Source organism: Variovorax sp. 10N412 (genome assembly GCF_056394985.1).
Window position 1 is genome coordinate 635,150 of record NZ_JBFTIO010000002.1, and the last position, 23,935, is coordinate 659,084.

Consider the following 23,935-nt stretch of genomic DNA (forward strand, 5'->3'; position numbering starts at 1 on the left):
CGCGCTCCGTCGGCTGGCTTTCAGCGCCCGCGGCGCCGTCCGCCGGCCTGCCCTGCCGGACCGCCGTAGCCACCGCCGCCGCTTCGGCGACCTGGGGCTCCGCGCTGCTCCTTGCGCTGGCGCGAAAAGCTGTCGGCGCCGATGTAGCCGAGCGAAGTCTTCATCGGATCGGGCTGGTTGGCACCGCTGGGTTGACGGTCGTCGCCCTGGCGATTGCCGCCACCGCCCTGGCGGTTGCCAGCATTGCCGGCATTGCCGTTCCCGCGGCGTGCCTGGCCTTGCGGCGGACCGCCGTTGCCGGGGCCGCGGTTGGCACGACCGCCGCGATCCCCTCGGTCGCCGCGCGGCGCACGACCGTCGCCCAGCGGGCTCGGGATCGGGGCCTCGCGGGCGCCTTCGTCGCGGCCGTCGCGCATGTCGCGCGGCTGGCCGCCGCCGGGGCCACCGCCGTTGCGGTTGCCGCGGCGCTTCTTGTTGCGGCCGTTGCGGCCATTGCCGCCGCCGTCCTGCCCCGGACCCCGCGCCTGCTGCGGGTCGGGGCGCGCAGCCGCGCCGCCGGACGCCTGGAACAGCGCGCGGATGTCACGCTCGTCGAGCTCCATCCAGGCGCCGCGCTTCAGGCCGCGCGGCAGCACCATCGCGCCATAGCGAATGCGGATCAGCCGGCTGACCGCATGGCCCACCGACTCGAACAGGCGGCGCACCTCGCGGTTACGGCCTTCGGAGATGGTCACGCGGTACCAGCAGTTCGAGCCTTCGCCGCCGCCGTCTTCGATGGTGCCGAACTGCGCCATGCCGTCGTCCAGGCGCACGCCGTCGAGGAGCTTCTGTTTTTCTTCCTTGGTGAGCGCACCCAGCACGCGCACCGCGTACTCGCGCTCCAGGCCGAAGCGCGGGTGCATGAGCTGGTTGGCCAGGTCGCCCGAGCTGCTGAACAGCAGCAGGCCTTCGGTGTTCAGGTCGAGCCGGCCGACCGACTGCCACTTGCCTTGCTGCAGGCGCGGCAGCTTGCGGAACACGGTCGGGCGGTTCTGCGGATCGTCGTGCGTCACCACTTCGCCCACGGGCTTGTGGTACGCGATGACGCGCGGCGGCGGGGGCGCGATGCGGAAGCGGATGGGCTTGCCGTTGATCTTGACCTGGTCTCCGAACTGGATGCGCTGGCCGATGTGCGCCGGCTCGTTGTTGACGGAAATGCGGCCCTGGAGAATCAGTTGCTCCATTTCGAGCCGCGAACCGAGTCCCGCCTGCGCCAGCACCTTGTGCAGCTTGGGCGAGTCGGCCTCGGGGAGCAGCACGCGCTTGAGCGGCGGTACTTCCGAGCTTTCCTCGTCGGCGTCGAACTGGCCGGAAATGACGTCGGCGAAGCGGATCGGCTCGGGCGGCAGCGCATGGCGCTGCTCGCGCTCGGCGGCGCGGCGGGCACGGTCGAGATCGTCCTCTTCCTCGTCGGGCTCTTCCTCGTCGTCTTCGTCCTCGTCGCTGCCGTCATTGCGGACGACCTGCGCTGGCTGGGTCGCTTGACCGGCCTGCTGCGCAGGCGCAGGCACAGGCGCAGGTGCCGGCGCCGGCTTCCCGGCCTCTTCCGGCGCTGCATCGACGGGCGCCTCGACCCCGGCGGCAACGGCCACCACCGGATCGACACCCGCGGGGGCCTCTTCGACTACCACGGCGCCCTCTACGGCCACCGCTGGCGCATCGGACGCAGCCGCCGCGCCTTCCGCCACCTTCTTCTTGCGAGGCGCGCGCGGCTTCTTCGGCGCTTCAGCGTCCACGGGCGCAGCTTCAGGCGTCGCAGCTTGCGGCGCTACCGCTTCAACCGCCTCACCTGCGGCCTTCTTGGGCGCGGTCGCACGTTTCTTCTTTTTGACTTCGGGTTCGGCAGGCAGCATGGCCGAGTCGTCGGTGTCGGGTGTGCTCATGAGGTTTTTCCGGAGGAAGGAGCGGAGGGGCCGGCCTCGTCCGCAGACGGGGCATCGGGTTCTGGGGCCAGTGGCGCGGCTTGAGCGAACGCGGGTTCCGGCTCGGCCGTGGATTCGGCTTCGGGTTCTGTTTCTGGGACGGACAAGGCTTCGGGCGCCTCGGCGGATGCGGCATCCTCGGCCACCTGCGCCTGGGCGGCTTCGACCGCCTCTGCAATTCCAGCAATGTCCGCAATTTCCGCGTTTTCCGCGACTTCGACCACTTCCGGCGCCGCATCCATCGGCAAGCCCTGCTGGTCGCCCGAGGCCCGCTCGAGCGCGTCGACCAGGGCCGCCTGCTGCGCCGGCGTTTCGATCAACGGCAACTGGTCGAGCGAGGCCAGGCCCAGGTCGTCGAGAAACTGGCGTGTGGTGGCGTACAGGCCCGGCCGGCCCACGGTTTCACGGTGGCCGATGACCTCGACCCAGCCGCGGTCCTCGAGTTGCTTGAGGATCAGCGAATTGATCGTCACGCCGCGGATGTCTTCCATGTCGCCGCGTGTGGCGGGCTGGCGGTAGGCAATGATGGCCAGCGTCTCGAGGGCGGCGCGCGTGTAGCGCGGCGGCTTCTCGGGATGCAGGCGGTCGAGATGGTCGCGCATTTCGGGCCGGCTCTGAAAGCGCCAGCCGCTGCCCACGCTCACAAGCTCCAGGCCGCGCTGCGCCCAGTCTTCCTGCAATTCAAGCAACAGCACCTTGATGGTGTCCACGCCCAGTTCGTCGTCGAACAGCACGCGCATGTCGCGCACCGGCAACGGCTGGCTCGAACAGATCAAGGCGGTTTCGAGAATGCGCTTGGCATCCGCCGTATTCATGGTTCGCGTTATCCGGGAAAAGGCGCCTCGGGGACGCTTGTTCAGAAGGATGAAAGGAGTAGGCGCTGCAGGCACACGGCAAATGCAGCGCAAGGCCGGCCTTGGGTGGCCGGCGAGGCCCTCGGGCCGTCAGGCGCGATTGTAATCCAGGCCCCAGGACTGCAAAGCCTGCGCCAGGTCCGGCGGCGGCGCCGACCGGAACTCGAGCGGCGCGTGTGTGACGGGGTGCACGAAGGCCAGCCTGAACGCATGCAGTGCCTGGCGGGTCAGGCCGGCGCCCGGCGCGCCGCCGTAGAGCCCGTCGCCGACCAAAGGATGGCCGATCGACGCCATGTGCACGCGGATCTGGTGGGTGCGGCCAGTTTCGAGGGTGCAGCGCACAGCGCAGGCTTCGGTGTTGCTGTCGAGCCGCTCGATCAGCGTGCGCGCCGTCTTGCCCGAATTCCGCTCGAGATCGACCACGGCCATGCGCAGCCGGTTGCGCGGATCGCGGCCGATGGGCGCGTCGACCTGCCGGGCCGCGGCGCCCGCCCAGGGCTTGTGCCCGATCGCCAGGTACTGTCGCTTGACGTCGCGTGCGGCAATCAGCGCCACCATCGCGTCCATGGCGGCGCGGGTACGCGCCACCACCATCAGTCCGCTGGTGTCGCGGTCGAGCCGGTGCACGATGCCGGCGCGCGGCAGGAGCACGGCCTTGGGGTCGAGCGCCAGCAACCCGTTGAGCAGCGTGCCGCTCCAATGGCCGGGCGCCGGGTGCACGACGAGGCCGGCGGGCTTGTCGATGATGCGCAGGTGCTCGTCCTCGTGCACGGTGACGATGTCCATCGCCTCGGGCCTGAACGCCTGGCTCTGGGGCGTCGGGCGCAGCTCGATGCGGCCGGCCTGCCCCGCTTTCACCGCCGCCGAGACTTTCTTGAGCGTGTGCCCCTGCACCTCCACCGCGCCGCCTTCGATCAGCTGCTGCAGGTAACTTCGGGAAAATTCGGGCACCAGCGCGGCGAGCGCGCGGTCGAGCCGCTGGCCGTGCTGGGCGGCGTCGATGACAAAAGGCCGCAGCTCGCTGGGCTCGATGGGGTCGGCGCCCTCGTCGAGTTCGGCCGCCTCCGCTGACTCGGGGGTATTGCTCAAAGGGTCGGCCGATATAATTGAGGGTAACTGTTTCACGAAAGCCGTATGTGATGTTTCGCGCCAAATTATCGGTCCCCACCTGGATCGCGCTCAGCGCGGCGGCTCTGCTGGCAGCTGGCTGCTCGTCGACCTCCGTCGACAAGACCGCCAACTGGAGCCCCAACCGCATCTACTCCGAAGCCAAGGAGGAAGCCGGCTCGGGTGCCTACGACAAGGCCGTGCCGCTCTACGAGAAGCTGGAAGGCCGCGCCGCCGGCACGCCGCTCGCGCAGCAGGCCCAGCTCGAAAAGGCCTACGCCCAATACAAGTCGGGTGAAAAGGCTGCCGCCATTTCGACCATCGACCGCTTCATGAAGTTGCACCCGGCGAGCCCGGCGCTCGACTACGCGCTGTACCTCAAGGGCGTGATCAACTTCAACGACGACCTGGGCATGTTCGCCTTCCTGACGCGCCAGGACCTGTCCGAGCGCGACCAGAAGGCCGCCAAGGAATCGTTCGAGTCCTTCAAGGACCTCGCCACGCGCTTCCCCGACTCGCGCTATGCGCCCGACGCGCGCCAGCGCATGAACTACATCGTGAACTCGCTCGCGCAGTACGAGGTTCACGTGGCACGCTACTACTACTCGCGCGGCGCCTACCTGGCGGCCATCAACCGCGCGCAGATCGCGCTGGCCGACTACCGCGAAGTTCCGGCGCTCGAAGAAGCCCTGTTCATCATGGTCAAGTCGTACGACGCCCTCGGCATGAAGGACCTGCGCGACGACGCACAGCGCGTGCTGACCACCAACTACCCGCAAAGCACCTACCTTGCGAACGGGTTCAAGGGCAAGGACGACCCTTGGTGGAAGGTCTGGTAACAGCAAAGCGCGTACTGCGGCGCGCTCTGCTCAGTTCTTGAGCGCGTCGATCGCGGCGTTGAAATCTGATTCGCTGTCCAGCCGCCGCATCGGCGGCAGCGCCGCCAGCAACCGGCGGCCGTAGCCCATTGCGACCAGGCGCGTGTCGCATATCGCCAGCACGCCGCTGTCGGTTTCACGCCGAATTAACCGCCCTGCCCCCTGCTTGAGTGCAACCGCCGCTTCGGGCAACGAATAGTCGGCGAACGAGCTGCGGCCCTGCGCCTCAAGTCGCTGCGAGCGCGCCTCGACCAGCGGATCATTCGGCGGCGGGAACGGCAGCTTGTCGATCACCACCAGCTGCAGCGCATCGCCCGGCGCATCGAAACCCTCCCAGAAAGACGCCGACGCCACCAGCACGCAGCCTGCGCGCCCGGCACTCGCGCCTTCGCGGAAGCGATCCATCAGCACGCGCTTGGGCAACTCGCCCTGCACCAGCACCTCGGGCCGCAGTGCGGCATCGAGCAGCTCGAACTGCTGCTTCATGGCGTCGCCGATGGTGCGCAAGGCACGCAGCGTGGTGGTCAGCACCAGCGTGCGCCCGCCGAGTTCGGTGGCGCCGTGCGCGGCCAGTTGCGCGACCCGCTGGCTGTGCGAGGGGTCGTTGGGTTTCGGAAAGGCGCGTGGCACGTAGAGCGCAGCCTGCGAGGCGTAGTCGAAGGGGCTGTGCACGCGCAGCACCTGCGCGTCCTGCAGGCCGCAGGGTTCCGTGAACCAGCGCAAGGTGGGCTCGTCGCCCAATGTGGCGGAGGTGAAGACCCAGGCGCGGCCGCCGTTTGCCTGGCCTGCCCCGCTTCCCTGCCCCGGTGTCTCGCCCGCCTCACGTTCACCGTAGGCATCGAGACCGTCGTCGTCATCGTCACCCTCCGCGTCGGCGTGGTCGTCGACGATCTTGAGCACCCGCTTGCGCATCGCCTCGGCGATGTCGAGCGGCGACTCGATCAGCCGCAACTGCGAGCCCACGTCGACCCAGCGCACCGAGTCGACTTCGCAAGGCAGCGCAAAGCGCGCGGCCCGTTTGGCGAGCTGGCGGGTTCGCTCGTGCAGCCGCACGAAGTCGGGCGAAATTTCGCTGACGGTGGCAAGCCCTTCGGCCGCCGTTTCGAACGAATGCTGCAGGTCGTCGAGTGCGCGCTGCCATGCATCAGGATCGACTCCCTCCGGCGACGCTCCCAGCCAGCGCAGCTTGGCCCCGGGCCATTGCTTGCCGACCACCAGGCGCAACTCGCGCGCGGCGCGTTCGACGCCGGCGGCCAGCTGCTGCCAGTCGACCAGCCCGCGCGCGTGCTGCAGCCCCGCGCCGAGCATGTCGCGCGCGAAGTCGAGCGCCTGGCCGCTGCCGAGCTGCGCGCCGAGGAACTGCACGCCGGTTTCGTTGAGCTGGTGCGCCTCGTCGAACACCACCACGCTCACGGTCGGCAGCAGCTCCGCCATGCCTGTCTCGCGCACGGCGAGATCTGCAAAGAACAGGTGGTGGTTGATGACCACGATGTCCGCCGCCAGCGCCTCGCGCCGTGCCAGGTTGACGTGGCAGGGCTTGAACTGCGGGCACTGCGCGCCCAGGCAGTTCTCGCGCGTGGACGTGATCAGCGGAATGAGCGGCGAGCGCTCGTCCAGGCCCGGCAGCTCGGCCAGGTCGCCCGTGCGCGTGGCCTTGGACCATTGCTCGATCTTGGCCAGCGTGCGCAGGCTGCCGCGCTCCGGCAGCGATGCGTCGTGGCGCGCCATGTCCAGCCGGTGCAGGCACAAATAGCTGCCCCGTCCCTTGAGCAGCGCCGTGCGCACCGGCAGCCCGAAGGCCTCGACAAGGCGCGGCAGGTCCCGGCCGAACAGCTGGTCCTGCAGGGTCTTGGTGGCGGTGGAGAGCAGCACCCGCTCGCCGCTCAGCAAGGCCGGCACGAGGTACGAGAAGGTCTTGCCCACCCCTGTGCCCGCCTCGACCACCAGCACGCCGCCCTCTTCGATGGTGCGGGCCACGGCGATGGCCATCTCGGTCTGGCCCGAGCGTTCGCGGAACTGCTCGGCGGCACGCGACAGCACGCCGTCCTGCGCGAAGGCGTCGCGCACCTTGTCCTCGAGCGCGCCGGTCATGCGGGCTCTTTCGGGTCGAGCACGTTCTCCAGGCGCGTGATCTGGTCACGCAGCGCAAGCCGGCGTTTTTTCAGGCGCCGCAGCAACAGCTCGTCTTGCGGCGAGCTCTCGGACAACCGGTCGATGGAGGCGTCGAGATCGGCATGCTCGATGCGCAGCTCGATCAGTTGACGGGAAAGGGAGTGAAGATTGGAGTCCAACGGTGGGGGGCGCACACCGAATTTTCGTGGCGCATGTTCATTCGATAATACGTCCTGACACGAACCCCAGCGACGACAGAAACACGCGCTTCAGGCGCATATGCCTCATGACTCAAGGCTTTCGACTTGCCGCGGCCACCGGACTCCACAAGGGAGACCGGCCGTACCAACAAGACCAGGTACTCGTGATGAGTCATCCGCGCGTGCCGGGCTGCGTGCTCGGCGTGGTGGCAGACGGCATGGGCGGGCGCAGCGGTGGCCGCAAGGCGTCCGACCAGGTGCTGATGACGGCACGCCAGCTTTTCACGCGCTACCAGCCCGGCCGCGACGACCCGCAGGCCGTGCTCAAGCAGATCCTGGAAGACTCGCACACCGTCATCAAGCTCACGGCCGTGTCCAGCGAACAGGAGCCGCACAGCACGCTGGCGGCCTTCCTCATGAACCCCAAGGGTGACTGCGCCTGGATCCATGCCGGCGATTCGCGCATCTATCACTTCCAGGACGGCGAGCTCATCCGGCGCACGCGCGACCATTCCTACGTGCAGGTGCTGATCGACCGCGGCCAGATCACCGAAGCCGAGGCCAACATCCATCCGCAGGGCAACATCCTGCTCGGGTGCCTGGGCATGACGACCACACCACCGCCGGTCGATCCGTACTACCTCCCGAAACTGGCGCCCGGCGACCTGCTGATGGCGTGCAGCGACGGCCTCTGGCACTACTTCAGCCCCGAAGAGCTGGCGAGTGTGCTGTACGCGCATCCGCCGCGCGACGCGGTCGAGATCCTGGTGGGCGAGGCGCGGCGCCGGGCCCGCGGCACCGGCGACAACCTCTCGATCGCGGTGCTGAAACTCGAACCGCTTCCGACAGCCGCCTGAGCGGCTGGCCGCTCGCCCGCCCCTGGAACTCAGGGCGCCGGCGATGACGCCGCGGGCGTCGGCAGCGGCGCACCGCGTGGCTTGCTGCGGTCGGCGTTCTGGCGCTCGCGGCTGGCCCGATGCTCCTCGGCGCGTTTTTGCTTGTCCTGGTAGCGCTGCACGGCGGCTGGCGAATCGCTGCGGCGCTGGGCCGCCTTGGCCTGCTCGTCGGCATGGGCCTTCAGCTTGGACTCGAGCTGGCGTTCACGCTCCGCGCCCTCTGCCGCCGTCGCGGCCCGGCTGGTGGCGTGGTCGGCCGCGCGCTGCTCGCGATCCTTCTGGTTCTGGGACGACTGCTGCTGCTTCTCTGGCGTGTCCTGCGCGCGCTGCTGGCCGGCCTTCTGGTCGAGCTTCTGCAGTTCGGCCGCGCCGCTGCGCTGGCGCTGGATGTCGTTGATTGCGGTTTCCTGGCGCTTGATGTTGTCGGTTTCCTTGCGGCGCCGCTCACGGCTCTCGCGCAGGCAGTCCTCCACCGCGAACTTCTTGTAGCAGACTGCCCGCTCCTGCACGAAACGCCTCTCGATGGCCTCGCGCTCCGTCGACAGCCTGCTCTTTTCGGCCTCGAGGTCGGCGTTGCCCGCCGCGGCGTTGGACTGCGCCCACAGCGGCAGGCTGGCCAATGTCATGAGCAGGGCAAGGACGATTTTTTTCATGTGAGTCGGGTGTCGACGATGCGGCGTTCCAGGGCAAGAAACTCGCTCGACTGCATTTCAGTGAGCCGGGAGACCGTGCGCGGAAACTCGTGCGCGAGCGGCCCCTCGGTGTACAACGCCTCGGGCGGAACCTCTGCCGACATGATGAGCTTGCAACGCCGGTCGTACAAGACGTCGATCAGCCAGGTGAAGCGGCGTGCCTCGGAGGCCATGCGCACCGGCATGTGCGGCACGTCGGACAGCATCACCGTGTGGAACTGGCTGGCGATTTCCAGATAGTCGTTCTGCGAGCGCGGGCCACCGCACAGCGTCTTGAAATCGAACCACACCACGCCGCCTGCCTTGCGCCGCGCGCGAATCTCGCGCTGCTCGATGTGCAGGATCGGGCTCTCGTCCGCCGTCTCGGCCAGCTTGTCGAAGGCCTTGCGCATTTCCTTGTCGGCCGCCGCATCGTTGGGCGTGAGGTACATGCGCATCTGCTCGAGTGTGCGGCGCCGGTAGTCGGTGCCGTTGTCCACGCTCAGCACCTCGAGCTTCTCGTTCAGCAGCGCAATGGCGGGCAGGATGCGGTCGCGGTGCAACCCATCGGGATACAGGTCGTCGGGCTTGAAGTTCGAGGTAGTGACGAAACCCACGCCGTTCTCGAACAACGACACCAGCAGCCGATGAAGAATCATCGCGTCGGTGATGTCCGCCACATGGAACTCGTCGAAGCAGATCAGCTTGTAGCGCTTGGAAATGCGCAGGCCCAGTTCGTCCAGCGGATTGACCGTGCCTTGCAGTTCGCGCAGTTCACGGTGCACTTCGCGCATGAACTCGTGAAAGTGCAGGCGCGTCTTGCGCCGCAGCGGCACGGCGTTGAAGAAGAGGTCCATCAGGAAGCTCTTGCCCCGCCCGACGCCGCCGTACATGTAGACGCCGCGCGGAAGCTCCGGCCGGTTGATGAACTTCTTCAGCGCATTCGAACGCTGGGCCTTGTACTCGGCCCATTCGTTGGCGCAGCGGTCCAGCGCCTCCACGGCGCGCATCTGCGCGGGATCGCTCTGGAACCCGCGCGTGGCGAGCTCCGCCTCATAGGCCTGTTTGACGCTGGTCAAGAGAAACGGCAGCTCAGAAGTTCAGCGTGCGCTTGTCCACGGCGAGTGCCGCTTCCTTCGTGGCTTCCGACAGCGACGGGTGCGCGTGGCAGATGCGCGCGATGTCTTCGGCGCTGGCCTTGAACTCCATGGCCACCACGGCTTCGGAGATCAGCTCGCTGACCTGCGGGCCCACCATGTGCACGCCCAGGATCTCGTCGGTCGTGGCGTCGGCCAGGAACTTCACCATGCCGGTCGTGTCGCCCAGCGCGCGTGCGCGGCCGTTCGCCAGGAACGGGAAGGTGCCGGCCTTGTAGGCGCGGCCTTCGGCCTTGAGCTGCTGCTCGGTCTGGCCGACCCATGCGATCTCGGGGTGCGTGTAGATGACCCAGGGCACCGTGTTGAAGTTGACGTGCCCGTGCTGGCCGGCAATGCGCTCGGCCACGGCAACGCCCTCTTCCTCGGCCTTGTGCGCCAGCATCGGGCCGCGCACCACGTCGCCGATCGCCCAGACGTTCGGCAGGTTGGTCTTGCAATCGCCGTCGACGTTGATGGCACCGCGCTCGTCGAGCGCGAGGCCCACGGCTTCGGGGTTCAGGCCGATGGTGTTGGGCACGCGGCCGATCGACACGATCAGCTTGTCGACGTCCAGCACCTGCGCTTCGCCCTTGGCGTTGGTCCAGGCGATGGAAACGCCCTTCTTGCCGGACTTGATCTCGCCGACCTTCACGCCGAGCTCGATCTTCAGGCCCTGCTTGTCGAAGGCCTTCTTGGCTTCCTTGGCGATCTGTTCGTCCACCGCGCCCAGGAAGGTCGGCAGCGCTTCGAGCACCGTGACTTCCGAGCCGAGGCGGCGCCACACCGAACCCATTTCGAGGCCGATGACGCCGGAGCCGATCAGCGCCAGCTTCTTGGGCACGCCGCCCATGCGCAGCGCGCCGTCGTTGGAGAGGATGTTTTCCTCGTCGAATGCAGCACCAGGCAGCGCGCGGGCATTGGAGCCCGTGGCCACGATGATGTGCTTGCCGACGATGGTTTCTTCAGCGGCGCCAGCCACCTTGATCTCGTAGCCGCCTTCGGCGGCCTTCACGAACGAGCCGCGGCCGTGGAAGGACGCGATCTTGTTCTTCTTGAACAGGTAGGTGATGCCGTCGTTGTTCTGCTTCACGACCTGGTCCTTGCGGGCCAGCATCTTGCCGATGTCGAGCGACAGGCCCGACACGTTGATGCCATGGTCCGCAAAGCCGTGGCCGGCGTGCTCGAAGTGCTCGGACGACTGCAGCAGCGCCTTCGAAGGGATGCACCCGACGTTGGTGCAGGTGCCGCCGAGCGCAGGGCCGCCCTTGGCGTTCTTCCACTCGTCGATGCAGGCCACGTTGAAGCCGAGTTGAGCGGCGCGGATGGCGGCGATGTAGCCGCCGGGGCCGCCGCCGATGACGATGACGTCGAATTGCTTGGTCATTCTTTTTCCAGTTTCTTGAGTTGGAACGCGCCCGCATGGAGGACGATGCCAAACACACCGGTTTGGGCAGTCAGCGTTTCGCGTTTCGGTCCTTCGGGGCCGAAGGTGATGGTGGTGCCGGGCGCGGTCTTGCAGACGAAGATGTAGCTCGCATCGAGGCACTCGATGCGACCGTCGCCATGCAGGCCCGCCCAGCCCCAGCCTTCGTATTCACGCGCCAGGAAGCGGCGCAACGTGGTGCTCTCGCGGGCGTTCGCAGGGTCCGCCAGGGTCCAGCGGACGAGATCCGACTGGTACTTCTTGACGAGCGAGGCGGGGTCGGCGTCGGGTGCGCGCTGGATGGTCACGTCGGACCCCTGCGCGCCCTCCTTGGCCGCCTGAGTGCCCTCGAGCCACTCGAGGCGGTAGGCGCCGGTCCACGGGTCCTGCTGCGGCGCTGCGGCCGCGGCCCCGAGGGGGCCGAAGCTCAGCGCGCACATCAAGCCCAGGGCGGAACGACGCATCGCACGCTCAGATGTCGAACAGCAGGCGCGACGGGTCTTCCAGCGCTTCCTTCATGGCGACCAGGCCCAGCACGGCTTCGCGGCCGTCGATGATGCGGTGGTCGTAGCTCATGGCCAGGTAGTTCATCGGACGGATCACGATCTGGCCGTTTTCCACCACGGCGCGGTCCTTGGTGGCGTGCACGCCCAGGATGGCCGACTGGGGCGGGTTGATGATCGGGGTCGAGAGCATCGAGCCGAAGGTGCCGCCGTTCGAGATGGAGAACGTGCCGCCGGTCATGTCTTCGATGCCCAGCTTGCCGTCTTGCGCCTTCTTGCCGAACTCGGCGATCTTCTTCTCGATGTCGGCAAAGCTCATCTGGTCGGCGTTGCGCAGGATGGGCACCACCAGGCCGCGCGGCGAACCGACGGCGATGCCGATGTCGAAGTAGCCGTGGTACAGGATGTCGTTGCCGTCGACCGAGGCGTTGATCACCGGGTACTTCTTCAGCGCGTGCACCGCGGCCTTCACGAAGAAGGACATGAAGCCGAGCTTCACGCCGTGTTCCTTGGTGAAGCTGTCCTGGAAGCGCTTGCGCAGGTCCATGACGGGCGCCATGTTCACTTCGTTGAACGTGGTGAGGATGGCGTTGGTCGACTGCGATTGCAGCAGGCGCTCGGCGATGCGGGCGCGCAGGCGGCTCATCGGCACGCGTTGTTCCGGACGCTCGCCCAGGTCGGGCGCGCCGGTGGGTGCGCTCACCTGTTGCAGGGCGGGCTTGGCGGCCGGCGCGGGGATGGCGGCGGCAGCGGGCTTGGCACCCGAAGCGACCGCGCCGAGCACGTCGCCCTTGGTGACGCGGCCGTCCTTGCCGGTACCGGACACGTCACCGGTCTTCAGGTTGTTGTCGGCCAGCAGCTTGGCGGCGGCGGGCATCGCCACGTCGGCCTTCGAACCGCCGGTGGCGACAGCAGCGGCTGCGGCCGGTGCCGGTGCTGCGGCGGCCGGCGCGGCAGCGGCTGCCGGTGCGGCGGCCGATGCCTTGCCTTCGGTGTCGATGCGGGCAATCACCTGCTCGGCCACCACGGTGGCGCCATCGGGCTGCACGATTTCAGCGAGCACGCCGGCCGAGGGCGCGGGCACTTCCAGCACGACCTTGTCGGTCTCGATCTCGATCAGGATTTCATCGACGGCGATGGCATCGCCGGCCTTCTTCTTCCAGGTGAGCATGGTGGCTTCGGCCACGGATTCGGAAAGCTGGGGAACTTTGACTTCTACGATAGACATTTGGAGAGAGCTCCGTTTTGTTCTTGAGGGTGTTCGTGTGAAAGGGAACGGGTTTTACTTGGTCAGCACGAAGCCCTTGAGCTTGCCGAACGCGCCATCCACGAGCGCCTTCTGCTGTTCCTGGTGCAGGTGCGAGTAGCCCACCGCCGGCGATGCCGAGGCGGCACGGCCGGAGTAGCCGAGCTTCTGGCCGTCCTGCATGTTTTCGTGGATGTAGTGCTGCACGAAGAACCAGGCGCCCTGGTTCTGCGGCTCGTCCTGGCACCACACCACGTCCACGAGGTTGGGGTACTTCTTGATTTCCGCGGCAAACGCCTTGTGCGGGAACGGATAGAGCTGCTCGACGCGGATGATCGCCACGTCGTCGGTGCCCTGCTCCTCGCGCTTCTTGGCCAGGTCGTAGTAGACCTTGCCCGAGCAGGCGACCAGGCGCTTGACCTTCTCGGCCTTCAGGCCCTTGCTGTCCGGAATGACGGTCTGGAAGCTGCCCTTGGTGAACTCGGCCAGCGGCGAGGTCGCGTCCTTGTTGCGCAGCAGCGACTTGGGCGTGAGGATGACCAGAGGCTTCCTCAGGTTGCGCACCATCTGGCGGCGCAGCACGTGGAAGATCTGGCTGGCGGTGGTGGGCTGCACCACCTGCATGTTGGTGTCCGCGCTCAGCTGCATGAAGCGCTCCAGGCGCGCCGAGCTGTGCTCGGGGCCCTGGCCTTCGTAGCCGTGCGGCAGCATCATGGTCAGGCCGTTGACGCGGCCCCACTTCACTTCGCCCGAGGCGATGAACTGGTCGATCACCACCTGCGCGCCGTTCACGAAGTCGCCGAACTGGGCTTCCCAGATCACGAGGGTGTTCGGGTCGTTCGAGGCGTAGCCGTATTCGAACGCGAGCACGGCTTCTTCCGACAGGATCGAGTCGATCACGACGAACGGGGCCTGGTTGTCGGCCACGTTCTGCAGCGGCGTGTAGGTGCCGGTGTCGAACTTCTCGCGGTTCTGGTCGTGCAGCACGGCGTGGCGGTGCGTGAACGTGCCGCGGCCCGAGTCTTCGCCCGACAGGCGAACCGGGTAGCCGCTGGCCACCAGCGAGGCGAAGGCCATGTGCTCGCCCATGCCCCAGTCGACGTTGACGTCGCCGCGGCCCATGGCGGCGCGGTCATCCAGCACCTTCTTCACGAGCGGATGCACCGTGAAGCCTTGCGGCACGGTGGTGATCTTCTCGGCCAGGCGCTTCCACTCGGAGGACGGAATGGCGGTGTCGCCGGCGTCGGTCCACTTCTTGTTGAGGTACGGGCTCCAGTCGACGGCGTACTTGCTCTTGAAGTTGGTGAGCACGGGGTCGACCGTGTTCTTGCCTTCGTCGAAGGCGGCGCGCTGCGCCTTGACCATGTCGTCGCCGAGCGTGTCGCCCAGGCCCTGTGCAGCCAGCTTGTCGGCGTACAGCTTGCGCGTGCCGGGGTGCTGGGCGATCTTCTTGTACATGAGCGGCTGGGTCAGCGAAGGCGTGTCCTGCTCGTTGTGGCCCAGCTTGCGGAAGCAGATGATGTCCACGACCACGTCCTTCTGGAACTCCATGCGGAAATCCAGGGCGAGCTGCGTGGCGAGCACCACGGCTTCGGGGTCGTCGCCGTTCACGTGCAGCACCGGTGCGTCGACCATCTTGACGATGTCGGTGCAATACAGCGTCGAGCGGCTGTCGCGCGGATCGCTGGTGGTGAAGCCGATCTGGTTGTTGATGACGATGTGCACCGTGCCGCCGGTGGAGTAGCCACGGGTCTCGGCCAGCGCCAGCGTTTCCATCACGACGCCCTGGCCTGCGAAGGCCGCGTCGCCGTGCACGATCACGGGCAGCACCTGCTTGCCCAGCGGGTCGCCGCGGCGGTCCATGCGGGCCCGCACCGAGCCTTCGACCACGGGGTTGACGATTTCAAGGTGCGAGGGGTTGAACGCAAGGCTCAGGTGCACCGGGCCGCCGGGGGTGGTCACGTCCGAGCTGAAGCCCTGGTGGTACTTGACGTCGCCGCTGGGCAGTTCTTCGGGGGCGGTGTGGTCGAACTCGGCGAACAGGTCGGCCGGCATCTTGCCGAGCGAGTTGACCAGCACGTTCAGGCGGCCCCGGTGGGCCATGCCGATCACGATTTCCTGCACGCCCTTGACGCCGGCCTGGTTGATCAGCTCGTCCATCGAGACGATGAAGCTTTCGCCGCCTTCGAGCGAGAAGCGCTTCTGGCCGACGTACTTGGTGTGCAGGAAGCGCTCGAGGCCTTCGGCCGCGGTCAGGCGGCTGAGCACGTGCTTCTTCTGCTCGGCGCTGAGCTTCGGGTTCGTGCGGGCGCTTTCAAGGCGCTGTTGCCACCAGCGCTTGTGCGTGTGGTCGGTGGTGTACATGTACTCGGCACCCATCGTGCCGCAGTACGTTTCGCGCAATGCGTTCAGCAGGTCGCGCAGGGACATGGTGTCCTTGCCGAAGAAGGTGTTGCTCGTGTTGAACACCGTCTCGAGGTCGGCGTCGGTGAAGCCGTAGAACGAGGGTTCGAGTTCCGGAATGGACGGACGCTCGGCGCGCTTGAGCGGGTCGAGGTCGGCCCAGCGGGCGCCGACGTTGCGGTAGGCGGCAATCAGCTGCTGGACGGCGGTGCGCTTGCGTCCAAGCTCGGAGTCGGCGCCGCTGGCCACCACGACCTTGGTCGTGCCCTGCTTCGCGCGTTCGGCGAAGGCGTTGATGACCGGCAGGTGCGGAACGTCGCGGGAGTTGCTGCCATCGGCGGCGGGAACGTGCTGCAGGGCGTCGAAATAGGAACGCCAGTTGTCGGGCACGCTGCCGGGGTTGGCGAGGTAGTTTTCGTACATCTCTTCGACATAGGGCGCATTGCCGCCGAAGAGGTAGGTGTTGCCTTGATAGGCGCTGTACGCCGAGGGCGTAGAGGAGGAATCGCTCATGATCCGCTGACCTTCGCTTCCCTGAAGGAAGCACTAGCTGGTTAAGAAACCTTCCGCGACACGGCTGAACCGATTGGCGGATGCGACTGTGGCTGGGGAAGGGCCTGAGTACCTTGGCATTGTGCCACGTCAACCATATGACGCCCCGCAGGGGGCCTGCAAGCCCCTTGCGGGCTAACTCAGGGAGAAGAAAGTAACTCTTTGATCTGCTGCAGCGTCGCGGGGTCGTCGATGGTGGTCAGGTCGCCGGGGTCGCGCTGCTCGCACACGGCCTGGATGGCGCGGCGCAGCAGCTTGCCGCTGCGGGTCTTGGGCAGGCCGGTGACGAAGCGCACGCGCGCCGGCCGCGCCAGAGCGCCGAGCTGGTCGGCCACCCGTTTCATGATCTCGCCTTCGAGCTTGAGCGCAGCCTGCGCATCGGTCACCGCCAGGCCGTCCTTCGGGACGACGAAGGCCATCGCCACCTGTCCCTTCAGCGCATCGGCCACCCCGACCACCGCCACCTCGGCCACGTTGGCATGGCCCGAGATGCTCTCCTCGATCTCGCGCGTGCCCAGGCGGTGGCCCGCCACGTTGATCACGTCGTCGGTGCGGCCCAGGATGTAGAAATAGCCGTCCGCATCGCGAATTCCCCAGTCGAAGGTCGAATAGACCATCTTGCCGGGCACGCTCTTCCAGTAGGTCTCGACAAAACGCGCGTCGTCCTTCCACACGGTCTGCATGAAGCCGGGCGGCGTCGGGCCTTCGACCACGACCACTCCCTTCTCGTTGGCGCCGGTCAGCTCCTCGCCGGTCGACTCGTGCAGGATCTTGATGCGGTAGCCGTACATCGGCACGCCCGGGCTGCCGAACTTGCTGGGCTTGGGCTCGACGCCGTTGGCGATGGTGATCATCGGCCAGCCCGATTCGGTCTGCCAGTAGTTGTCGATGATCGGAACGCCAAGGCCCTCGCTGATCCAGCGCGCGGTGGGCTCGTCGAGCGGCTCGCCCGCCAGGAACAGCGCGCGCAGGCTCGACAGGTCGTACTTCTTCAGCAGCCCCGGATCTTGTTTCTTGAGCACGCGCACCGCCGTGGGCGCGCTGAACATCACCGTCACCTTGTATTTCTCGACCAGGCGCCACCAGATGCCGCCGTCCGGCTGCCGGTCGATGCCCTGCGTGGGCAGGCCCTCGTACATGATCGTCGCCATGCCCGCGATCAGCGGGCCGTAGACGATGTAGCTGTGGCCCACCACCCAGCCGATGTCGCTGGTCGAGAAATAGGTTTCGCCGGGCCGGCCGTCGAAGATGTGCCTCATGCTCGCGGCCAGCGCCACGGCGTAGCCACCCACGTCGCGCTGAACGCCCTTGGGCTTGCCGGTGGTGCCGCTGGTGTAGATGGTGTAGCTGATGTCGGTCGACGCCAGCCAGGCGCAAGGTACCTCGGCATTCAAGTGTTTTTGCCGCATCACGCTCGCCAGATGGTCACGTCCTGCTACCAGACTCATAGCAGCCAGGCCGCGGTCGGCGAGCAGCACCGCCGAGGGCTTGTGCGTGGACAGCCGGATCGCCTCGTCGAGCAGCGGCTTGTACGCAATGACCTTGCCGCCGCGCGAGCCCGCGTCGGCGCTCACGATCACCTTGGGTTCGGCGTCCTCGATGCGCGTGGCCAGCGAGCCGCTGGCGAAACCGCCGAACACCACGCAATGCACCGCGCCGATGCGCGCGCAGGCCAGCATGGCGAAGGCGGCCTCGGGAATCATCGGCATGTAGATGAGCACGCGGTCGCCCTTGCCCACGCCCAGCTCGATGAGGCTGGCCGCGGTGCGCTGCACCTCGGCGTGCAGTTCGGTGAAGCTGTAGCTCTTCTCGACGCCGGTCTCGGTCGAAACGAAGATCAGCGCGGGCTGGTCGCCCCGCGTCGACAGATGCCGGTCGACCGCGTTGTGGCACAGGTTGGTCGTGCCGCCCACGAACCAGCGCGCGAACGGCGGGTTGCTGGCGTCAAGGATCTGTTGCGCGGGCGCATGCCAGTCGATCAGCTTCGCCTGCTCGGCCCAGAAGGCCTCGGGCGCGTCGACGGACTGTCGATGGAATTCTTCGTAGCGGCTCATTGGGACTTGTCTCCTGTTGTTCGTTCTGCCTTGACGGGCACCGCCAAAACTGAATTCATAATTATGGAGATCGATCTTGCAGCAAGCTGACGGGCGGTACAACCGGGTTCCGCCCGGCCGCCCCGCCGCCTTCGGCTCAGCGGATCAGCGCCTGCAGCTCATGGAATGCCGGGTGTTCAGCGGTGCGCAGCCATTCGAAACCGACCATCTCGGTGGTCACCAGCTCGGCGCCGGCACCGGCCAGCCGGTCGAAGGCGGCGTCGCGGTTGCGCTCGGTGCGCGAGCTGCAGGCGTCGGTGACGACCCAGACATCGAACTCGTCTTCCAGCAGATCGAGCGCGGTCTGCAGCAGGCAGACATGGGCTTCGCAACCGGCGATCACGATGGTGTTGCGCTCTTCGGCCGCGGCCTGCGGCTTCTGCAGGTGCTTGGGCAGGCTGCGGGCATTGCCCTGCGGCGCAGCCTTGGCAGGCGCGCGCAGCCATTCGCCGAGCCCCTCTTCCACGCCGCTGAAATGCATCTTGGCCAGCGTTTTCCTGCACAGCGCGCGGATGTCCGGCAGGTTCTCGCCCAGCTTGGACGGGTTCTGCTCGGTGCCCCACACCGGCACCTCGACCAGTTGCGCCAGCTTGCCGAGGCGCACCGCATTCTTCGCAACGGCCTCGTTCTCGAAGACAGCAGGCATCAGCCGCGCCTGGTAGTCGATCAGCACGAGTTGGGATTGCGAAGCGTCGAGCAGCATGAACAGGTTCTTTCTTGGGGGGAATTGGGATGGGGCTAAACCGTACCACCGAAAACACCGCCTGCGCCCGCAGCGCCGCCGATGCGCTCGACGAGTTGCGCCACATAGGTCTTGAACAGCGCGTCGGCCGACTGCCTGAACATGCGGATGCGGCCCGTGTGCTGCATCAGCAGCAGGCCGACACCGTGCGCGAACAGCGAGGTGTTTTCCTGCAAGGCGACGTCGGCCGCCAGCCCCATCGCCCGCAGCGCGTCTTCGCAGGGGCGCAGCGCCTGATGCAGATGGTCGTTCAGTTCGTGGTCGAGTTCGCTGGTCAGCCCGCGCGGCCGCATGCCCTGCACCAGGTAGAAGCCGAGGTCGAGCTCACGCGGGTTCGCCGCGTAGAAGTCGAACCAGGCCTGGGCCTTGGCGACGAGCGTCAGGTCGGGGCGGCCCTCGGCCTGCGGCGCGTCGGCCACGGCGGTTTGCAGCCGCTCGATGGATTCGTCGAGCAGGGCCGCGTAGATCGCCTCCTTGCTGTCGAAATACGAGTAGATCGCGCCCGGCGTGTAGCCGGCCTTGCGGGCAATTTCGCGCACGCTCGCGCCTTCGATGCCGGCGTCCAGGAACACGGCGCGGGCGGCGTCGAGCACGAGCGCGCGGCGGACGTCGGTGAGCGCCTGTCGGCGCTGGAGCTTGGCTTGCATCGGCGGGACTATAGCCCTGTGACCCAGCGCCCCACGGTTTTTTTGAGCATTGATCGAAAAATTGAACAGTGTTCAAATTCGTGATCAGAACACGAACCTCGGAGACAACACGATGAATGCCCCGCTTCCCGCCGCCGCCCTCATGTCCGGCGCCGACTACCGCGAATCGCTGCGCCGCTACCGCCCCACGGTGTTCGTGGACGGCCGCCGCGTCGACTGCGTGGCCGACGAGCCCGCGTTCCAGCCCGGCATCAATGCCATCGCCCTCACCTACGACCACGCGCTCAAGCCGCAGTACGAGACGCTGATGACCGCTGTGCAGCACACCAGCGGCAAGCGGGTCAACCGGCTGTCCCACATCAACACCGGCTCGGGCGACCTGCTCAACAAGCTCGAGGCCGTGCGGCTGGTCTGCCAGGAAACCGGCTGCGCCCAGCGCTACCTGACGCACGACGCGCTCAACGCCATCGCGCAGGTGTCGGCGCGCATCGACGACGCGCGCGGCAGCACCGAGCACACCGCCCGCTTCCACGAGTACCTGCACCGCGTGCAGGACCAGGACCTGACGCTGGGCGTGGCCATGACCGACGCCAAGGGCGACCGCAGCCGCCGGCCGCACGAGCAGGCCAACGTCGACAGCTACCTGCACGTGGTCGAGCGCAACGCGCGCGGCATCGTGATCTCGGGCACCAAGGCCATCGTGACCGGCGCGCCCTATGTGCACGAACTGCTGGTCATGCCCTGCCGCAACATGGGCCACGAAGACGCCGATTTCGCCGTGTGCTGCGCCGTGCCGCTCGATGCGCCGGGCCTCACGATCGTGGCGCGGCCGGCCGGGCGGCCCGGAGAGAAGCTCGAGCACGGCGACGCCCTCTTCAGCCGCAAATACGGCCAGAGCACGGGCGTGTGCATGTTCGACCGGGTGTTCGTGCCGTGGGACCAGGTGTTCTATGCGGGTGAATGGGAGCATTCCGGCCACCTGACCTACAGCTACGCCACCCATCACCGCCACAGCTGCATCGGCGCCCGCGCAGGTTTCGGCGACCTGCTGATCGGCGCCGGTGCGCTGATGTGCGAGGCCAATGGCTTCGACCCGGGCAAGGAGAGCCACCTGCGCGAGCAGATGGTCGAGCTCATCACCATCACCGAGAGCTTCTTCGCCTGCGGCGTGGCGGCCAGCGTGTACGGCAAGGCCGACGAACACTGCGAGGTGTTCATGCCTGACCCGGTTTTCAGCAACATCGGCAAGCTGCTGCTGGCCACCAGGATCTACGACATGCACCGCATCGCGCACTACGTGAGCGGCGGCCTGATCGTCACCCTGCCCGGCCCGGACGAAGACCACAATCCCGAGACCGCCGCCCGCCTGTCCGACGTGCTGCGCGCCAACCCCGCCGTTCCGTACGAACAGCGCATCGAGACCGCCCGCTTCATCGAAGACCTCACGGCCGGCTACCAGGGCGGCTGGTACAGCGTGATCAGCCTGCACGGCGGCGGCTCGCCGGCGGCCATGAAGCAGGAGATCTGGCGCAACTACCCGGTCGGCTCGAAGGTGGAACTGGTCGAACGCATCCTCGAGCGCGGCATCGCCGCCGACGGCTCGCCCGCCGCCGCGCCGCACGACCCGGGCCGCGCCATCACCCGCAACCGCCAGCCGGGCAAGTGCTGCGACACGGGCTGCACGACGCCGGGGCAACCGGTCATGGTCGACCTGCCAATATCGTTGCGCACCTAGACTGGCGCGCATGAAGCTCTTCTCAAAACGGTTGTGCCTGGCAGCACTGGGCCTGGGCGCGGCGCTCCTGGTCGCGGCTTGCGGCGGCATGCGCGAGGCCACCGTGCCGCTGGCGACCTCGCTCGACAAGAGCACCTGCACGCGCAATGCCGACACCCTGCTGGTGATGCTCCCCGGCCTGTACTCGACACCCGACGAGTTCGAGCGCGAAGGCTTCGTGCGCGCCGTGCGCGACAACCGCATCGCCGCGGACGTGATGCTGGTCGATGCGCACATCGGCTACTACAACAACAAGACCATCCTCGAACGCCTGAACGCGGACGTGGTCGCACCGGCGCGCGGCCAGGGCTATCGGCACATCTGGTTCGTCGGCATTTCGCTGGGCGGCTTCGGCGGCCTGCTCTATGCGCAGACGCACCCCGGCGAACTGGCCGGCCTGGTGACGCTTGCGCCGTACCTGGGGGAACGCGCGCTGGTCACGGACATCGCCAACGCAGGCGGCCTAGTGAAGTGGAACGGCCCGCTGGTCGACGCGTCGGCCGGCAACCCGCGCACACCTAGCGAAACCCAGCTGTGGCAATGGCTGCGCGGCTACGCGGGCTACACGCAGACCGCAGGCGCGCGCCCACCGCTCTATCTGGGCTACGGCGAGGACGACCGCTTCGTCTTCAGCCACCGCCTGCTGGCCGCGGCCTTGCCGCCGGAGCGCGTCTTCACGACCCCAGGCGGCCATGACTGGCCGCAGTGGACGCGCCTGTGGCAGCGCGTGCTGCCGACCTTGCCGCTGCCGGGCTGCCCCGGTTGAAGCGCGGACGGCTGCGGCTCAGTTCGGCTTCAGGCGCAGAAGCTTGCCGTCGGCTTCGTCGGTGAGCACATAGAGCAGCCCGTCCGGGCCCTGCTTCACATCTCGGATGCGGGCCCGGCCGTCGGCCAGCAGCTTGTGCTCGGCCACCACCCTGCCATCCTTGAGTTCGATGCGGTCGAGGTAGCCGAACTTGAGCGAGCCGACGAACAGGTTGTCCTTCCAGGCGGCGCCGTAGCGGTTGCTGGTCAGGAACGCCATGCCGGACGGTGCAATCGACGGCACCCAGTAGTGCAGCGGCTGCTCCATGCCGTCCCTGCCCGTGATGCCGTCGCCGATCTTGCCGCCGCCGTAGTTCTCGCCATAGGTGATCACCGGCCAGCCGTGGTTGCGCCCAGCCTGCGGCATGTTGACTTCATCGCCGCCCTGCGGGCCGTGCTCCGTCATCCAGAGGCGGCCATCGGGTGCGAGCGTGGCGCCCTGCCCGTTGCGGTGGCCGTAGCTCCAGATCTCGGGCAGCGCACCCGCCTTGCCGACGAAGGGGTTGTCCTTGGGCACCGTGCCGTCCTTGGCGATGCGCACGACCTTGCCCAGGTGGTTGTCGAGCTTCTGCGCGTCTTCCTTGCGGCTGAAGCGGTCGCCCAGCGTGAGGAACAGCGTGCCGTCGCGCGCCTCGACGATGCGGCAGCCGAAGTGCGCGCTGCTGGCCACCTTGGGTTGCTGGCTGAAGATGACTTTCAGCGCTTCGAGCTTGGTGCCGTCGGCCGAGAGATCGGCGCGTGCCAGCGCGGTACTGTTGGCCGCGCCGCTGGCAGCCGGCTCGGAGAAACAGAAGTACAGCGTGCGGTTCTTCTCGAAACCGGAGTCGGCCAGCACGTCGAGCAAGCCGCCCTGCCCACTGGCGGCGATGCGCGGCAGGCCGGCGACGGGCGCGCCCACCTTGCCATCCGCCGCGATCAGGCGCAGGCGGCCCGGTTTCTCGGTGACCATGAAGCGGCCGCCCGGCAGAAAGGTGACGCCCCACGGGTTTTCCAGACCCGACGCAACGGTTTCCGGCACCGGCTGCGCCAAGGCGATGCTGCAGAAACCGGTTCCCAGGAGCACCGCCAAGGCGCCTGAAGGGCGAAAAAACGGCCTGATTCGAAAGTTCATGGTTTTTCCTGGGAGTTGATGCGATCTTGACGACAGATAGCCACTCGATCCAGGCAAAACTCGAATCCACCTGCGGCAACAAGGCCCACTGGCGGTCAACCACTTATGGTCAATAAACGTTCGCCGTTACATCTTTTCTTGGGCCGCAGCGAAAAATTCAATGTAAATCAATGACTTACATAACTCTTCACTCATTCTTTTTAAATTGACATAACGGCGCGTCATCAATATCCTACGCGCCATGCGTTTTTTCGTCCTACCCGCGTCTCTCCTCTTTGCCGTCGCTGTCCATGCAGCCCCTCAACAGGATAAAACCGACGACGAGCTGGCACGAATGCTGGCCGACAAGGGCCTGATCGGGCAGCTCAAGCAGGTTCGCCAGACGGTCACGGAGCGCACCTCCGACCTGGTCGTCACGGCCATCGGTTTCCTCGGCGTTCCGTACCGCCGCGGTGGCAATACCGCCGAATCGGGCTTCGACTGCAGCGGCTTCGTTCGCGCCATGTACAACCAGACGGTCGGCCACATGCTCCCCCGCCGCGCCGAAGAGCAAGCCGCCGCCACCGAGAAGATCGACGCCAGCCAGCTCAAGCCCGGCGACCTCGTGTTCTTCAACACCATGCGTCGCGCCTTCAGCCATGTCGGCATCTACGTCGGCGAAGGCAAGTTCATTCACTCCCCCCGCTCCGGTGCCCAGGTTCGTGTGGAAGACATGAACGGCAGCTATTGGCAACGCCGCTTCGACGGCGCCCGCCGCGTGCTCGGCGGCCCGGCAGACGAAGTGAAGGCCGCAGCCCTGGCCCGCACCGGCGACTGAGCCCT

20 protein-coding genes are annotated in these 23,935 nt (G+C 67.1%); 5 read left to right on the forward strand and 15 right to left on the reverse strand.

Features of this window, described 5'->3' with window-relative positions; translation table 11 throughout:
* Nucleotides 1–20 precede the first annotated feature (20 nt).
* The 3 genes from AC1DJH_RS08585 to AC1DJH_RS08595 form a co-directional block, all read right to left on the reverse strand.
* Nucleotides 21–1,922, reverse strand: a complete 1,902-nt coding sequence (locus tag AC1DJH_RS08585) for a pseudouridine synthase (RefSeq protein ID WP_478185385.1) — start codon at nucleotides 1,920–1,922, stop codon at nucleotides 21–23.
* The gene (gene scpB, locus AC1DJH_RS08590; protein WP_478185490.1) at nucleotides 1,919–2,776 is read right to left on the reverse strand and encodes an SMC-Scp complex subunit ScpB; all 858 of its coding nucleotides are present in this window, start codon (nucleotides 2,774–2,776) and stop codon (nucleotides 1,919–1,921) included. Before scpB ends, AC1DJH_RS08585 begins: the two co-directional genes overlap by 4 nt.
* A 129-nt stretch (nucleotides 2,777–2,905) precedes the next feature.
* Entirely contained in the window at nucleotides 2,906–3,904 is a 999-nt protein-coding gene (locus tag AC1DJH_RS08595) for an RluA family pseudouridine synthase (protein ID WP_478185386.1), read from the reverse strand.
* A gap of 50 nt (nucleotides 3,905–3,954) precedes the next feature.
* On the opposite strand from AC1DJH_RS08595, the gene AC1DJH_RS08600 reads away from it, so the two are divergent.
* The gene (locus AC1DJH_RS08600) at nucleotides 3,955–4,761 is read left to right on the forward strand and encodes an outer membrane protein assembly factor BamD (protein ID WP_472114701.1); all 807 of its coding nucleotides are present in this window, start codon (nucleotides 3,955–3,957) and stop codon (nucleotides 4,759–4,761) included.
* Nucleotides 4,762–4,791: 30 nt separating this feature from the next.
* Here AC1DJH_RS08600 and AC1DJH_RS08605 read toward each other — a convergent pair whose 3' ends face one another.
* Complete coding sequence (locus AC1DJH_RS08605; RefSeq protein WP_478185387.1) at nucleotides 4,792–6,891, reverse strand: ATP-dependent DNA helicase; 2,100 nt, start codon at nucleotides 6,889–6,891, stop codon at nucleotides 4,792–4,794.
* Nucleotides 6,888–7,091, reverse strand: a complete 204-nt coding sequence (locus AC1DJH_RS08610; RefSeq protein WP_472114696.1) for a YdcH family protein — start codon at nucleotides 7,089–7,091, stop codon at nucleotides 6,888–6,890. Before AC1DJH_RS08610 ends, AC1DJH_RS08605 begins: the two co-directional genes overlap by 4 nt.
* A 107-nt stretch (nucleotides 7,092–7,198) precedes the next feature.
* Here AC1DJH_RS08610 and AC1DJH_RS08615 point away from each other — a divergent pair, with 107 nt between their 5' ends.
* Nucleotides 7,199–7,969 carry a PP2C family protein-serine/threonine phosphatase gene (locus AC1DJH_RS08615; protein WP_478185388.1) on the forward strand — a complete coding sequence of 257 codons (771 nt, stop codon included), beginning with the start codon at nucleotides 7,199–7,201 and terminating at the stop codon, nucleotides 7,967–7,969.
* Nucleotides 7,970–7,998: 29 nt separating this feature from the next.
* Here AC1DJH_RS08615 and AC1DJH_RS08620 read toward each other — a convergent pair whose 3' ends face one another.
* The 9 genes from AC1DJH_RS08620 to AC1DJH_RS08660 all read right to left on the reverse strand — a co-directional run bounded on the left by AC1DJH_RS08620 (nucleotide 7,999) and on the right by AC1DJH_RS08660 (nucleotide 19,424).
* Nucleotides 7,999–8,661: a hypothetical protein gene (locus tag AC1DJH_RS08620; RefSeq protein WP_478185389.1), complete on the reverse strand. Its 663-nt coding sequence runs from the start codon at nucleotides 8,659–8,661 to the stop codon at nucleotides 7,999–8,001.
* Nucleotides 8,658–9,758, reverse strand: a complete 1,101-nt coding sequence (gene zapE, locus AC1DJH_RS08625) for a cell division protein ZapE (RefSeq protein ID WP_478185390.1) — start codon at nucleotides 9,756–9,758, stop codon at nucleotides 8,658–8,660. The genes AC1DJH_RS08620 and zapE overlap by 4 nt, the downstream gene beginning before the upstream one ends.
* Nucleotides 9,759–9,771: 13 nt before the next feature.
* On the reverse strand, nucleotides 9,772–11,199 hold the full coding sequence (gene lpdA / locus AC1DJH_RS08630; protein ID WP_472114686.1) for a dihydrolipoyl dehydrogenase: 1,428 nt from the start codon (nucleotides 11,197–11,199) through the stop codon (nucleotides 9,772–9,774).
* The gene (locus tag AC1DJH_RS08635; protein WP_478185391.1) at nucleotides 11,196–11,702 is read right to left on the reverse strand and encodes a hypothetical protein; all 507 of its coding nucleotides are present in this window, start codon (nucleotides 11,700–11,702) and stop codon (nucleotides 11,196–11,198) included. Before AC1DJH_RS08635 ends, lpdA begins: the two co-directional genes overlap by 4 nt.
* Before the next feature lie 7 nt (nucleotides 11,703–11,709).
* Nucleotides 11,710–12,969, reverse strand: a complete 1,260-nt coding sequence (odhB, locus tag AC1DJH_RS08640; RefSeq protein WP_435438597.1) for a 2-oxoglutarate dehydrogenase complex dihydrolipoyllysine-residue succinyltransferase — start codon at nucleotides 12,967–12,969, stop codon at nucleotides 11,710–11,712.
* A gap of 54 nt (nucleotides 12,970–13,023) precedes the next feature.
* Entirely contained in the window at nucleotides 13,024–15,903 is a 2,880-nt protein-coding gene (locus AC1DJH_RS08645; protein WP_472114680.1) for a 2-oxoglutarate dehydrogenase E1 component, read from the reverse strand.
* Nucleotides 15,904–16,082: 179 nt separating this feature from the next.
* A complete protein-coding gene (locus AC1DJH_RS08650) occupies nucleotides 16,083–18,098 on the reverse strand; it encodes a propionate--CoA ligase (protein ID WP_478185392.1) in 2,016 nt (671 codons plus the stop codon).
* 34 nt (nucleotides 18,099–18,132) lie between these two features.
* Entirely contained in the window at nucleotides 18,133–18,738 is a 606-nt protein-coding gene (locus AC1DJH_RS08655; protein WP_435484036.1) for an isochorismatase family protein, read from the reverse strand.
* Nucleotides 18,739–18,773: 35 nt separating this feature from the next.
* Nucleotides 18,774–19,424 carry a TetR/AcrR family transcriptional regulator gene (locus tag AC1DJH_RS08660; protein ID WP_478185393.1) on the reverse strand — a complete coding sequence of 217 codons (651 nt, stop codon included), beginning with the start codon at nucleotides 19,422–19,424 and terminating at the stop codon, nucleotides 18,774–18,776.
* 112 nt (nucleotides 19,425–19,536) lie between these two features.
* On the opposite strand from AC1DJH_RS08660, the gene AC1DJH_RS08665 reads away from it, so the two are divergent.
* Complete coding sequence (locus tag AC1DJH_RS08665) at nucleotides 19,537–21,159, forward strand: 4-hydroxyphenylacetate 3-hydroxylase family protein (protein ID WP_478185394.1); 1,623 nt, start codon at nucleotides 19,537–19,539, stop codon at nucleotides 21,157–21,159.
* A gap of 10 nt (nucleotides 21,160–21,169) precedes the next feature.
* The gene (locus AC1DJH_RS08670; protein WP_478185395.1) at nucleotides 21,170–21,964 is read left to right on the forward strand and encodes an alpha/beta fold hydrolase; all 795 of its coding nucleotides are present in this window, start codon (nucleotides 21,170–21,172) and stop codon (nucleotides 21,962–21,964) included.
* An 18-nt stretch (nucleotides 21,965–21,982) separates the two neighbouring features.
* On the opposite strand, the gene AC1DJH_RS08675 is transcribed toward AC1DJH_RS08670, so the two are convergent.
* Nucleotides 21,983–23,113, reverse strand: a complete 1,131-nt coding sequence (locus AC1DJH_RS08675; protein ID WP_478185396.1) for a PQQ-dependent sugar dehydrogenase — start codon at nucleotides 23,111–23,113, stop codon at nucleotides 21,983–21,985.
* Nucleotides 23,114–23,354: 241 nt separating this feature from the next.
* On the opposite strand from AC1DJH_RS08675, the gene AC1DJH_RS08680 reads away from it, so the two are divergent.
* The gene (locus AC1DJH_RS08680) at nucleotides 23,355–23,930 is read left to right on the forward strand and encodes a C40 family peptidase (RefSeq protein WP_435438589.1); all 576 of its coding nucleotides are present in this window, start codon (nucleotides 23,355–23,357) and stop codon (nucleotides 23,928–23,930) included.
* Nucleotides 23,931–23,935 lie beyond the last annotated feature (5 nt).

What these genes read in the sequence shown, in the direction of transcription:
- odhB (WP_435438597.1), bottom strand. Translation starts at nt 12,969, where the DNA reads ATGTCTATCGTAGAAGTCAAAGTTCCCCAGCTTTCCGAATCCGTGGCC.
- AC1DJH_RS08605 (WP_478185387.1), bottom strand. Translation starts at nt 6,891, where the DNA reads ATGACCGGCGCGCTCGAGGACAAGGTGCGCGACGCCTTCGCGCAGGAC.
- scpB (WP_478185490.1), bottom strand. Translation starts at nt 2,776, where the DNA reads ATGAATACGGCGGATGCCAAGCGCATTCTCGAAACCGCCTTGATCTGT.
- AC1DJH_RS08680 (WP_435438589.1), top strand. Translation starts at nt 23,355, where the DNA reads ATGCGTTTTTTCGTCCTACCCGCGTCTCTCCTCTTTGCCGTCGCTGTC.
- AC1DJH_RS08600 (WP_472114701.1), top strand. Translation starts at nt 3,955, where the DNA reads ATGTTTCGCGCCAAATTATCGGTCCCCACCTGGATCGCGCTCAGCGCG.
- AC1DJH_RS08585 (WP_478185385.1), bottom strand. Translation starts at nt 1,922, where the DNA reads ATGAGCACACCCGACACCGACGACTCGGCCATGCTGCCTGCCGAACCC.
- AC1DJH_RS08655 (WP_435484036.1), bottom strand. Translation starts at nt 18,738, where the DNA reads ATGCTGCTCGACGCTTCGCAATCCCAACTCGTGCTGATCGACTACCAG.
- AC1DJH_RS08615 (WP_478185388.1), top strand. Translation starts at nt 7,199, where the DNA reads ATGACTCAAGGCTTTCGACTTGCCGCGGCCACCGGACTCCACAAGGGA.
- AC1DJH_RS08635 (WP_478185391.1), bottom strand. Translation starts at nt 11,702, where the DNA reads ATGCGTCGTTCCGCCCTGGGCTTGATGTGCGCGCTGAGCTTCGGCCCC.
- AC1DJH_RS08660 (WP_478185393.1), bottom strand. Translation starts at nt 19,424, where the DNA reads ATGCAAGCCAAGCTCCAGCGCCGACAGGCGCTCACCGACGTCCGCCGC.
- AC1DJH_RS08670 (WP_478185395.1), top strand. Translation starts at nt 21,170, where the DNA reads ATGAAGCTCTTCTCAAAACGGTTGTGCCTGGCAGCACTGGGCCTGGGC.
- AC1DJH_RS08665 (WP_478185394.1), top strand. Translation starts at nt 19,537, where the DNA reads ATGAATGCCCCGCTTCCCGCCGCCGCCCTCATGTCCGGCGCCGACTAC.
- lpdA (WP_472114686.1), bottom strand. Translation starts at nt 11,199, where the DNA reads ATGACCAAGCAATTCGACGTCATCGTCATCGGCGGCGGCCCCGGCGGC.
- AC1DJH_RS08620 (WP_478185389.1), bottom strand. Translation starts at nt 8,661, where the DNA reads ATGAAAAAAATCGTCCTTGCCCTGCTCATGACATTGGCCAGCCTGCCG.
- AC1DJH_RS08645 (WP_472114680.1), bottom strand. Translation starts at nt 15,903, where the DNA reads ATGAGCGATTCCTCCTCTACGCCCTCGGCGTACAGCGCCTATCAAGGC.
- AC1DJH_RS08675 (WP_478185396.1), bottom strand. Translation starts at nt 23,113, where the DNA reads ATGAACTTTCGAATCAGGCCGTTTTTTCGCCCTTCAGGCGCCTTGGCG.